This window comes from Corynebacterium sp. HMSC064E10 (genome assembly GCF_001812505.1).
Taxonomy (GTDB): Bacteria; Actinomycetota; Actinomycetes; order Mycobacteriales; family Mycobacteriaceae; genus Corynebacterium; species Corynebacterium amycolatum.
The window spans coordinates 35,148-47,242 of the sequence record NZ_KV809170.1; the positions used below are offsets into that span (position 1 = coordinate 35,148).

Consider the following 12,095-nt stretch of genomic DNA (forward strand, 5'->3'; position numbering starts at 1 on the left):
CGAAGTCGGATCCATCACCGATGGAAAGCAAGATTTGTGCTGCGGTCTTGATACCGATTTCCGGCATACTCGATCCAAGGCCTCGGAGGCAGGGAAGTCCTCCAGCATGCCGTCGACCTGGCCGGCGATAGGTTCGCGTCGGCTCGCTGGGTTCGCGTGGGCTGGGCCAATTTTCAATTCCCAAGACGTGGGTGGGGTGACTGCGCTAAGAAGTAGGTGGGGGATTGAGTCAATAATTTGGCAAGAGGATCGATAGCAGCGGCATGATTGAACCAGGAAAAACTTCGCTCGAAGTTGACTGCGTATATGGACACAGCAGCATTCTTGGTGAGATTAGCGCGGAGATCCGTAAGGGGGAATTTGTCAGTATCACCGGCCCGAATGGGGTGGGAAAATCCACGTTGATTAGCACCATTGCTGGTGAGATAGAGCCAATCGAAGGTACTGTGCGGGTTGCTTGCGAGGGCGAAGAAACTTTCGTTGATCCGTCAAGCCCGCAAGGCGCTGGCTGCGTGACCAGCATTTCTGATCCAGCATTTCTACCGGACTTAACTCTCGGCGAGCATATTAACCTGGTTTCCCTGCGCACAGGTGTGGAAATGGACACGCTGCTGAGTCGGTTGGAGCCATGGCGCGTTGCTGAGTTGCCCAACACTTTGCCCAGTCGGCTTTCGAGCGGTCAGAAGCAGCGGGCAAACTTGGGAATCCAATTGGCGGTTGCGGCTCCGGTTGTTGTGTTGGATGAACCCGAGCGCCATCTCGATGCGGATTGGACTCGGCTGCTGTGCGCGCAACTTCGCCAAATGGCACAGTCTGGATTCACAGTGATTGTGGCATCGCATTCGCCAAGTCTCATCGATGAGGCAGACTGGGAGATTCGACTGTGAACCTTGAAGGCTTGAGTTTTCCTCTCAACGTATTTCAAGTAGTTGGCTTAGTAGGGATTATCTTCCTGCTGGTCATCATTGCGGAACGAATGGCTCCGCTGAGGTCCGGTGACCGCGACCGATGGGAATGGGAGTATCGCCCCGCACGTCGATTTCCCGGCATTGACCGCGACGGCTGGCTCCAAGTGCTGGTGTTCACCGTATTTGGGTTCGGCATTGGCGGGGTTTTTCGATATGTCCTTGGGGTTGCACGACCACGTCGTTTAGCGACGGTGCTTTCTAATGGCGTGACACAATCGATGACTCGTGTGACCGTGATGTTCTTTAATGCGGAGCTGGCATCGAATATTTACGCTGCTTCCTGGCTGCGGAGTGCCAAGGTCAAGGAGCGGCCGTTCGCGCAAACTTCCTTGCCGGTGTTGATGCTGCGCAGGCTGGTGCGGCGTGGGTATATCCCGTTGCTATTTGTTGCGGTGGCGCTGGCGGAGTTTTCTGTTGCACCGCTGATTGGAAAAGGCGGGCGCACGCTGGTTTTGCTCTGCTGGGCGGTGCTTGCCTCTGCAGTATGGCGGGCGACTAGGCTCGAAGCGCCAGGTCAGCTGCCGTGGCGAGTGGCGATACTGAGCGTTGTGACCGTCCTGGGAATGGCCGTCCAATTCCTTCCGGGGATGCCGCTAAATCCCATGTATTCCATGCTATGGGCTGCCGTGGCAATTGTCTATTGTGCACTTGTTCGAGGAAAACCACGGGAAACTAATGATTTTTCCTCGATTGAGATTGGTTTGGGCGCACCATTAGAAATGGGCAAGCTGCAGTATTGGTTTTCCGGCGGTCTTGCGATTATTCCGGCTATTGCATCGGAATTGATGGCGATTGCGCCGATTATGTAGGAGCTGCGGCCACAATGCTCCGACTAAGCGGTCGGGCTGCGCCGGCGGGAAAAGGGGAATCCTAGGCGGAGAGGCAACGTCTTCTACTAGGAGCTGTTGGCCTACAGCTCCTAGCTGTGAAGTACTTCGATTGCAATAGCGAGCAGGCCGGTGCTGACGGGCTGCGGAGTAACGCTTTGACCTGCCCAAATTACATCGGCATGATCTAGGCCACCCCAGCTTTCTTCCAGGTAGCCTTCAGTCCGGCTCGGAGGGGAAGGACCAGACATGCGGCCGAAGCTGCGACCGACGTCAGAGCAACACCGGCTTGGACTAAGGCTGGATTGACTTTGGAGTTTTCTTCCGTGAAGACGCCGATCAGCTGAGATGGCGCAATTGTGCTTGCGAGCGCGCTTAGGGACGCGACGCGCAGAGTATCTTCGCGGTCATCTGCCTTAAGCAGCGAAGCAGCTGAGAATCCAGCTCCGACCGTAGAAACCACGAAGGGAAGAAGCAGAGTTTCCTTCGGTGCTGTCTTTTGAACTGCCTCGCCGTTTAGCTTCCATTTTGTGTGGACTTCTGAAGGCAACTGCTTCCAGGACATGGCCAGTGCGACTCCGTGCGCAACCGTCACAGCCGCGGGGAGAAAAGCGGTCGCCTGCAGTGCGCGAGCCGGAATTTCAGAGATAACCTCACCGTCAATATCGTCCGGGCGGACAATCCCGAGCTTGGTGGCTACTGCAGCCCAATTGATAGACCAGCCAAAACCCAACAGGTGAGGTTGGAGAATCCGCGGGTCGTTCATATTCCACAGGGAAGCGCGACCGCGCTTGGAAAATGCTCGAAGTGGGTTGCTGAGGTAGCGTCGCAAAGCGCTCGGTTCACCAACTTGCTCGGCGACTCGCTCGGCGTATTCGGTCGCCGTTCCCAGCTCTTCGGCCAGGTCCGCGTGGACGTCGTTAAGCTCTTGCAGAAGACTCTCCTGCTCGGCAATGATCGCCTTGCGTTGTGCGGGCGATGTTCCGATTTCGCGCAGTTTGTGGTCGATGGCGGTGAGGTAGGTGTTCATTGGGGATCCTCGGAAAATAGTGCGGTCATGTCGGCGGATAGATCGATGAAGTCCTGATGTAGCTGCGTGAGTGTTTGCTGTCCTTTGTCTGTTAGTGAGTAGTACTTGCGGGGCGGCCCCTTGGGGGATTCCTCCCAGCGATTGCTAATCAAGCCGTTGGTGGTCAGCCGCGAGAGTAGGGGGTAGACGGTTCCTGCGGGCGCGCTGAGGTGGGGGTAGGCGTTGAGCTTTGCGACGAGTGCCGCGCCATAGAGTTCTTCGCGAGAAATCAGCTTGAGAATGGCGAGCTCGAGTACTCCCTTCTTCAGTTGTGTTTGTGGGCGTTTGGGCATGGCGTTGTGCTTTCTTTCCGGCGGTAGAAGGAAGTTGTTTGAGCAGAATCCTTTTCATACCTAGTACCTTGTAATGCCAACTATACCCACAGTAGTTTGTATTGCCAAGTACTGCACGCCTATACCGCACAGAGAGAACAGAACAAAGAAAAATGAGGGGCAATTGTCAAAAGACAATCGCCCCTCATCCCACCGGGTTGGCTCTATGAAGAACTTGTAACAGTTAGGAACCGGTTCGGTTCCTATTTAGCGTTCAATTAAATGCGCTCATCGAGCCAGGCAATAGCCGTCGCAATGGCCTGGTGCTGTGCCGGTTCATTGAATACCTCGTGGAACTGGCCTTCGAACTCGATCAGCTGCTTGTCGGTGGACGAGATACCGTTGTACCAGTCACGCGAGAAGAACGGTGGCACAATCTCATCCTGGCCACCCATCATGACCAGGGTCGGCTCAACGAAGTCGACGGAGTTGGTGCCGTTGTAGGTGGCGGCAAACGCCATTTGTTGAGCCATGCCGAGCGAAAGCTTGGAGTTGTTGTACGGATCAGTGCCGTATTCATCACGCACTGCCTGGGAAGAAGAAGTTTTCGCACCCAGCGGGTTGCCAACCTGAATCAGGTCAGTGCCCGGCAGCGATGGGACGCGCATCTCGGTACGGTTCGGTACTTCCTTGAGCATGCGCGTGTTGAAAGTAGTCATGTCCTGGAACGGCAGACGCTGGTAAATCGTCGGCTGGGCTTCGCGCTCGACATCGGTCATGGCTTCTGGAGTGATGGTTTCGCCCTTGTCCGTGCCGCCGTAGGGGTTGAACAGAGCGCCACCGCCGTTGGCGACGATGCCATCGACACTGCCCGGGTACTTGATGCCGTGGAAGTCCACAGCAAGACCGCCCATGGAGTGGCCGAGCAGGAAGGTCTTCGTGCTCGGGTTCTCCGCCTTGGCCTTCTCTACAAGCATGTGTAGGTCATCGACAAGCGAGTGGAAATCATCGATGTGGCCACGAGCAACTGGAGTGCCTTCAACCTGGCCCGTGTGGCCGTGACCGCGGTGGTCGAGACGGTAGACGTTGTAGCCGGCGTTCAGAAGCTTGCCAGTTACCCACTCGTAGCGCCCCAGGTGCTCTGCAGCACCATGCACGACGACGACAGTGGCCTTGGCGTTCGGAATGGTGTTGGACTTCCAGTAGATTTGAGTGCCCTTGCCATCCTCCGACGTCATATAGCCGTCGGTCACCGTAACGTGGCGACCGTCAACTGTAGTGGTCGGCGCCGGGGTAGTTGGCAGTTCGACCATCGCAGTGGACTGCGGGTCAGGGGTTGGCTCCAGCGGGTTTTTAATGAAATCCGTTGGGGTTGCTGATGCTGCCGGAGTGGCCAGTGCCAGCGTCAGGGCGGTGGTCACACTCGCAGTGAAAATCGATGCACGACGCATGATTGCTCTTTTCTATTTTCAATCGAGGAGCGGATGGTAGTGATAATAATTTTATTATAACAAACAAGCTCTGAATTTATAATAAAAATGGCTCGGAAAACCGATTCGGTTTTCCGAGCCATTCTTAGGCTCTTACGAGGGCTTATTCAGGCTTCGGTGCCTCCTCCGCATCGGTATCCTCGACCCAGCCGTAGGTGCGTTCAACGGCACGGTTCCACTGGTGGAACAGGCGATCGCGCTCTTCGGCCTCCATCTTCGGACGCCACTTCTTGTCAATCGTGATGTGAGCCTTGACCTCATCCAAGCTCGACCAGAAGCCAACGCCCAGACCTGCACCATATGCAGCGCCGAGAGCAGTGGTTTCAATGTTGTTCGGGCGCGTGACAGTGACATCTAGGATGTCGGACTGGAACTGCATGAGAAATTCGTTCATGGTCATTCCGCCATCGACGCTCAGCGTCGTAATGTCCGTGCCAGATTCTGCGACCATGGCGTCAAGAACCTCTCGGGTCTGGTACGCAGCGGCTTCCAGCACAGCGCGGGCGATATGGTTGCGGTTGACAAAGCGGGTCAGACCGACGATGACGCCACGGGCATCCGGCTGCCAACGAGGAGCGAAGAGACCGGAGAATGCCGGCACGATGTACACGCCACCGTTGTCCTTGACATTCTTTGCCTTGTTCTCGATGGAAGCGGCATTTGGAATCATTTGCAGCTCGTCACGCAGCCACTGAACAAGTGCGCCGCCCATGGAGACAGAACCCTCGAGAGCGTAGACCGGCTTCTCACCCTCGACCTGGTAGCAGACGGTGGAGATGAGGCCATGCTCGGACCACTTCGGGTTCTCACCGGTGTTCATAAGCATGAACAGGCCAGTGCCGTAGGTGTTCTTGGTGTCGCCTTCGTTGAAGCATCCCTGACCGAACATGGCAGCCTGCTGGTCGCCGAGGATGCCAGTAATCGGCCGCCCAGCAAGGGATCCGCGGGCACGGACGCGTCCAAAGTCGCCTACCGACGGTCGAATCTCCGGCAGCATCGACATCGGAATACCGATCTCTCGGCAAATGTCCTCGTCCCACTCCAGAGTTTTGAGATCCATCAAGAGAGTGCGAGAAGCGTTGGTGACATCGGTTGCGTGGATTGCAGCTTCGCCGTTGTCGCCTTCTGCGCCACCGGTAAGGTTCCACAGCAGCCAAGTGTCAATCGTACCGAAGAGCAGGTCACCAGCCTCGGCCTTTTCGCGGGCACCTTCTACGTTGTCAAGAATCCAACGTACTTTCGGTGCGGCTGGATAAGAGTTGATACGCAGACCCGTGGTCTCACGCCAGCGGTCCGGCCCCTCATCTCCCATGAGTTCCTTGCAGATTGTATTGGTGCGGGTGTCCTGCCAGACGATGGCGTTGTAAATGGGTTCACCAGTGTTCTTATCCCAGACGACAGTGGTTTCGCGCTGGTTGGTGATGCCAATTGCTTCAACATCCTCAGAAGGCAGGTCGAGGTCTGCGAGCGCCTCGCTGACTACGCGCCTAGTGTTCGTCCAAATCTCTTGAGCGTCGTGCTCGACCCAGCCCTCTTCTGGGAAAATCTGCTTGTGCTCCATCTGAGAAACAGTGACGATCTCTGCGTCATGGTTGAAGATGATGCAGCGGGTGGAAGTAGTTCCCTGGTCAATGGCGAGGACATATTTGCTGTGCATCATGGGGGATACTCCTAGCGAAATTGTGTGTAAATGTGAGTTTTCGGACTTGCGCTATTTTATTGTGCGTTTACTCTCATATTCCCGTTATCCGATGGCAAAGGCAAGAGCGCCTGCAGCCACGGCTGCCAGCATCGGTGCGACAATCGGGACCCATGCATATGCCCAGTTCGCATCGCCCTTGCCCTTAATCGGGAGCACGAAAGCGTAGGCCAAACGGGGGCCGAGGTCACGAACAGGGTTGATAGCGTATCCAGTCGGGGAACCAAGGGAAAGACCAATCGACACAATGATGAACGAGACACCGAAGTAGGTCAGCGGGCCAAGCTCGCCGCCGGCTGGGCCGAACAGGATGAATGCGAGCAGAACGAAGGTCGCAATGAACTCGGTGACGGCATTCCAGAAGTTATTTGGATGAATCGGTACGGTGAAGAAGTTGCCACCGGTCTCGGCATTTGCATTGGTCGGATTGCCGTTGTCGTCAACGCCATTGGCATCGAACAGCTGCTTAAACGCGGCCCATGCCAGGATTGCACCTACGAATGCGCCCAACAGCTGACCTGCGGCATAGTAGGGGACCAGGCTCCAAGCCAGGCTGCCTTTGACTGCCAGGGCAACGGTTACCGCTGGGTTCAAGTGCCCGCCGGATACGTCGGCAATAGATGCGCCAGCGAAAACGGCCATACCCCAACCGAAGGCAATGCCCATCCAACCAGCATTTGCTGCGCGGGTAGTCCGGAGGTTGATAGAGGCGCAGACTCCGTTACCGAGCAGAATCAGAATGGCGGTTCCGAAAAACTCCCAGAGGAATGCCTGGGATCCTGTGATTGTCTCCATGAGATGTAGAAAACTCTCTGTGAGTCGTGACCGGGCAAGGTCACGATGAATCTTGCAACGTAGAATTCTTTAGGTATAAGAAATGCCGGCGAGAAACTATTTTTCGCCGGCACTTTTATTTCGACCCCATCAGCCCTTTGAAGTGCGAAGCCGTTTTCCCGAGAGGGAAAGCTATTTCGTTGTGGCTACAGCGCTGGTGGCCATTCAAGAGCTAACTCGTATGGCCACCTAGGGGAGGGTGGGAAATGAACTAGCGGTCGAGGCTGACGTCGACGTCCGCGCGAGTTTCCACTGCATGAGCAGCAATCTCGTTAGCGGCCTTGTCAGTCAGCTCACGTTCAGCTGCCAGGGTTGCTTCGACACGCTCGATGAAGACCTTGATCTCCTTCTCCATCGTATCCTTGTCCCAACCCAGAGCTGGGGCAACCAGTTCAGCGGTGGCCCGGGCGCTGTCGACACCGCGGTGTGCGTATTCCATGGAGACGCGCAGGCGGCGCTCCAGGATGTCGTCGAGGTGCTTTGCGCCTTCGTGGGTCACTGCATAGAGAACCTCAGCGCGCATGTACTGCTCAGCGGCCTCCAGTGGCTCGAGCAGAGACTTGTCCTCGGCTGCCGGAGCCAGAACCTCGTAGATGAGGGAGCCGTAGCGGTTGAGCAGGTGCTCGACCTGCTTTTCGGTGATACCGAACTGCTTGGCCAGTGCTGGCTTCTGGTTGTTCAGTGCGTGGTAACCATCAGCACCGAGTAGCGGGACATCAGCGGTGACGGACTCCGGTACCTTACGTGGGACATCCTGGACTGCAGCGTCGATGGTGTCGGCGCCGATGACGCGGTAGGTGGTGTACTTGCCGCCTGCGACGGAAACCATGCCCGGGGCAACGTGGGCAACAGCGTGGTTGCGGGAGAGGTTGGTGGTGGAGTCAGAGTCGCCTTCCACCAGTGGGCGCAGACCCGAGTAGACACCGACGATGTCGTCGTAAGTAATTGGGCGGCGAACCTTGGCGTTGACGTGATCGAGGATGTAGTCGATGTCAGCGCGGGTAGCTGCCGGGTTTGCCAGGTTCATGGTCCAGTCGGTGTCGGTGGTACCGATAATCCAGTACTCACCCCACGGAATCACGAACAGGACGGACTTCTCAGTCACGAAGGTCATTGCCACCGAGCCCTCAAGAGCGGACTTCGGAATAACAATGTGGACACCCTTGGAGGTGTGGACGCGGAACTTGCCGGTGACGCCAGCCAGCTTCTCAATCTCATCGGACCAAATGCCGGTGGCGTTGACGAAAACGCTGCCGCGGATAGTGGTGGTCGCGCCAGTGTCGGTGTCAAGGAGCTTCGCGCCGACGATGCGCTCGCCTTCCTTCACGAAGTCGACAACCTGGGTGGAGGTGCGGACGTCAGCGCCGAAGTGAGCAGCGGTGCGCAGGACAGTCATGGTGTGACGGGCATCGTCAACCAGAGTGTCGTAGTAGCGAACGCCGCCGACCACGGCATCTTCCTTCAGGCCCGGAGCCTGCTTCAGGGTTCCCTTGCGGGAGTAGTGCTTCTGCATCGGAACCTGCTTGGCGCCACCCATGACGTCGTAAAGGAAGAAGCCCGATGCCATGAACGGACGCTCCCATACGCGGTGAGTCAGAGGGAAGACGAAGCGCAGTGGCTTAACCAGGTGCGGTGCCAGATGCGACATGGACAGTTCGCGCTCGCGCAGGGATTCAGCTACCAGGCGGAAGTCCAACATCTGCAGGTAGCGCAGACCGCCGTGGAACATCTTTGAGGAGCGGCTAGAGGTACCGCCCGCGAAGTCACGAGTTTCAATGACCGCAGTCTTCAAACCACGGGTTGCGGCATCGAGCGCAGCGCCAGCGCCTACAGAACCGCCGCCGATAATGACGACGTCGTATTGCTCGGTACCGAATTTCTCCCAAGTCTTTTCATGCTGTTCCTTGTTCAGAACTGCAGATGGGGCGAGAGATGAAGAGGACGACATTTTCCAATCCTTCCCGGTGGGGGGCGTTGATTTTTCGTCGAAGAGAATTTCTCGGCTCACGGCTCAGGTTACCAAAACTCGGCTTACTTGTAAGCGCCAACCTACGGTTACGTAGATATAAATAATGGGGCAAAAAGTCACGAAAATCGCGCCAGTAATGTTGTTCGATTTTCCGCAGGTAGATGGCTATGTTAATAGAGATTTACTACTTTTAGACTGAAAGTCGGTTGGCAATAGAATCCCCCATAATGGGGGTGCCAAAGAGGGCTGATGGATGGGCAATGGGTGCACGGCGGGCGTGTGGCGTATTTGAGGGGCGATGACTGGAGCTGCGCTCGGATTTACACATGAATATGAGCCTGTAACGACATTTATCCGCGAGTCTCAGATACCAGTGCATATTGCCCCGCTAAGGGGTGCGAAAGATTGTAGAGTAAAAGCCATGTTCAAGGATCCTGTGTACTTTACGATTATCGGATTGGCGCGCACCGTCTTCTTTGCCCAAGGTTTGAAGTTCACCGTTAAAGGCTGGGAAAACGTGCCGAAGGACTCTGGCGCTGTTCTGGTTACTAACCACACCGGATACATGGACTTCACCTATGTCGGTATTCCATTCCGCAAGCACCGCCGTTTTGTCCGTTTTATGGCGAAGAAAGAAGTTTTCGACCACTCGGTCGCAGGACCAATCATGCGTGCCTGTAAGCACATTCCGGTCGACCGCACTGACGGCTCCAAGTCCTTCGAAGAGGCTTGCAAGAAGCTGGAAAACGACGAGTTGGTAGGCATCTTTCCGGAGTCGACTATCTCGCGCAGTTTTGAAGTCAAGAATCTGAAGTCCGGTGCGGTGCGTATGGCGCAGCGCACCGGCAAGCCCATCATCCCAGTGCTGATTGTGGGGTCCCAGCGCGTGTGGACGAAGGGGCACCCCAAGCATCTCGGTCGCAGCAATACTCCGATTCATATTACGGTTTTGCCACCGTGGACCCCAGAGGGCGATCCGGCGGAAGCCACTGAAAAGCTACACGAAATCATGGATCAGGGCGTCCGTCAGCTCTGGGACGAGTACGCCGCTGAAGAGGGGCCCCTGCCGAAGGGCGCCTACTGGGTACCGGCTCGCCTTGGCGGTGGTGCACCGACTTTCGAAGAGGCCCAGGCAGAGGACCTGAAAGTCGAAGAAGAGCGTCAGCGTATCCGTCATTTGCGCGGTGACCTGGCCGCATTCAAGGAAAAGCTAGCCGAGTCGGCACGTGAATTCGGCGATAGCGCTCGTGAGTTCGGCGATCAGACCAGGCAACAGTTCCTCGATGCGTCGCAAACGATGAGCGCGGAGTCTGCTCGCCGAAGGGAACAGACGACCGCCTTGTTGGCGCAGTTCCGTCAGTCTGTGGAACAGATGGCTGATGATGTCGTCGCCGGTGCCAAGGAGAGCAAGGAGTCCGTGCGTACTGCCACGGATTCGATGCGCGTGACGTTCCGCGAAGCGTACGTGCAGCTAGAGAAGGCCTCCGCCTCCGGTGTCGAGCAGACGCAGCAGACCGTTTACCGTCTTATCGGCCAGTCGATGATGATCCGCGACAAGCTTCCGCAGCGCTTGAACAGGCTCATCACCGCTCAGCCGGAAACGTTTATCTTCGATTACCCCGCATCGCTTGCCGACGATGCGGGCAACATCAGCGAAGAAACTATGAAGGCCTTGCAGCAGCTCGGTAATGACGGAGCCACAATCGTTGTCCTGCACGAATCGGGAGAAAAGCCGAATCTATCGGCCTTGGAGTCGGTTGACCTGCAGGTTGTGGAGCTTCCGGAGGGCGCGAGCAAGCTGGAAGTCACAAATACGGTGGTAAGCACACTGCGCAAGCAGGCTCGCAAGGAAGAAACCGCGATTCTTTTTGCCGGTCGCTCGAACTTTGAGGAAGCCACACAGCGTGTCGGCATGCCGGTAGTTATGGCCGATGCGGACTGGCCCTTGCTGAAGAACGCGGACTGGGTAATCGACACTGTCGAGCATGGGGGAGTAGCCGCAACGTTGCAGTTGTTGCACGACCGGTTCTGCGATGACGGTGAAGATGACAGCAGTGAGGACGGCAAGTAGTTCGAAGTGACCGAGAGACTACATCCACTACTCGTAGCTTCGGATATTGACGGGACGTTCATTGACTCGCGGGAGCGGGTAACTCCCCGCCTGCGGCAGGCCGTCACGCGAATGCTACGCCGCGGAACACCGTTGGTGCTGGCCACGGGAAGGCCGGCTCGGTGGTTGCAACCAGTGCTTGAGCAGCTGCCGGTGCAGCCGTTGTGCGTGTGCGCCAATGGCGCCGTCATTTACGACTCCGGCCGTGACGAAGTGGTTGCCGCCAACACATTGAAGCCGGAGACGCTGCGATACGTCGTCAAGCATGCGCGCGAAGCGACGCGATCTATCGGTGGAATCGGCATTGCGGCAGAGCGCGCTGGAACGTCGGCGAATGACGCCATCGATGAGCTTTTTGTGGTGGCGCCGTCCTATGACCATGCGTGGGAATCGGATGAGCATGGTGAGCTTGCTGAAGAGGCCGTGTTGTCAGAACCCGCGACGAAACTCTTGCTGCGAAACTCAGATGTGAACAGTGCCCAGCTATATGAGCTGGTAGCCCCTGCAATTGACGCGAGCTTGGCGCACGTGACCTACTCCATGCCAGACGGGCTATTGGAGGTGTCCGCGCCGGGCGTGACTAAGCGCGCCGGACTGGAATACGTGTCTGAACTGGTTGGAGCGACCGCGAAAGATGTGGTCTGCTTCGGTGACATGCCGAACGATATCGAGATGCTGTCGTGGGCGGGCACGGGTGTGGCCATGGGCAATGCGGCTGACACTGTCAAGGAGATTGCAGACGAAATCACCGCCACCAATGATGATGACGGTGTTGCTCGTGTGCTGGAGCGCTGGTTCTAGCTAACCTCGCGGTTTTCCCGCGCCAGGTAGCCCACCAGCGCTCGACAGCGGCTGCT

The 12,095-nt window shown here is 56.8% G+C and carries 10 protein-coding genes; 4 read left to right on the forward strand and 6 right to left on the reverse strand.

The features are described 5' to 3' along the window. Window positions 1-263 precede the first annotated feature (263 nt). Window positions 264-887 carry an ABC transporter ATP-binding protein gene (locus HMPREF2860_RS00190; protein WP_070628409.1) on the forward strand — a complete coding sequence of 208 codons (624 nt, stop codon included), beginning with the start codon at window positions 264-266 and terminating at the stop codon, window positions 885-887. Beyond that, window positions 884-1,777 (forward strand): hypothetical protein, encoded by an 894-nt coding sequence (locus HMPREF2860_RS00195; RefSeq protein WP_070628410.1) that lies wholly within the window; start codon window positions 884-886, stop codon window positions 1,775-1,777. Before HMPREF2860_RS00190 ends, HMPREF2860_RS00195 begins: the two co-directional genes overlap by 4 nt. Window positions 1,778-1,982: 205 nt before the next feature. On the opposite strand, the gene HMPREF2860_RS00200 is transcribed toward HMPREF2860_RS00195, so the two are convergent. The 6 genes from HMPREF2860_RS00200 to HMPREF2860_RS00225 form a co-directional block, all read right to left on the reverse strand. Further along, window positions 1,983-2,825, reverse strand: a complete 843-nt coding sequence (locus HMPREF2860_RS00200) for a DUF5808 domain-containing protein (RefSeq protein ID WP_070628411.1) — start codon at window positions 2,823-2,825, stop codon at window positions 1,983-1,985. Further along, window positions 2,822-3,157: a PadR family transcriptional regulator gene (locus tag HMPREF2860_RS00205; protein WP_038626974.1), complete on the reverse strand. Its 336-nt coding sequence runs from the start codon at window positions 3,155-3,157 to the stop codon at window positions 2,822-2,824. The genes HMPREF2860_RS00200 and HMPREF2860_RS00205 overlap by 4 nt, the downstream gene beginning before the upstream one ends. 257 nt (window positions 3,158-3,414) lie before the next feature. Further along, window positions 3,415-4,587, reverse strand: coding sequence for an alpha/beta hydrolase (locus HMPREF2860_RS00210; protein WP_038626972.1), 1,173 nt, complete (start codon window positions 4,585-4,587; stop codon window positions 3,415-3,417). 142 nt (window positions 4,588-4,729) lie between these two features. Next, complete coding sequence (gene glpK, locus HMPREF2860_RS00215; protein WP_070628412.1) at window positions 4,730-6,286, reverse strand: glycerol kinase GlpK; 1,557 nt, start codon at window positions 6,284-6,286, stop codon at window positions 4,730-4,732. Window positions 6,287-6,370: 84 nt separating this feature from the next. Continuing rightward, entirely contained in the window at window positions 6,371-7,120 is a 750-nt protein-coding gene (locus HMPREF2860_RS00220; RefSeq protein WP_187401111.1) for an MIP/aquaporin family protein, read from the reverse strand. Between the two features lie 250 nt (window positions 7,121-7,370). Further along, complete coding sequence (locus tag HMPREF2860_RS00225) at window positions 7,371-9,107, reverse strand: glycerol-3-phosphate dehydrogenase/oxidase (RefSeq protein WP_070628413.1); 1,737 nt, start codon at window positions 9,105-9,107, stop codon at window positions 7,371-7,373. A 442-nt stretch (window positions 9,108-9,549) separates the two neighbouring features. On the opposite strand from HMPREF2860_RS00225, the gene HMPREF2860_RS00230 reads away from it, so the two are divergent. Both HMPREF2860_RS00230 and HMPREF2860_RS00235 read left to right on the forward strand, forming a co-directional pair. Then, complete coding sequence (locus tag HMPREF2860_RS00230) at window positions 9,550-11,199, forward strand: 1-acyl-sn-glycerol-3-phosphate acyltransferase (protein WP_070628414.1); 1,650 nt, start codon at window positions 9,550-9,552, stop codon at window positions 11,197-11,199. 6 nt (window positions 11,200-11,205) lie between these two features. Beyond that, on the forward strand, window positions 11,206-12,039 hold the full coding sequence (locus HMPREF2860_RS00235; RefSeq protein ID WP_038626965.1) for a Cof-type HAD-IIB family hydrolase: 834 nt from the start codon (window positions 11,206-11,208) through the stop codon (window positions 12,037-12,039). Window positions 12,040-12,095: the final 56 nt, after the last annotated feature.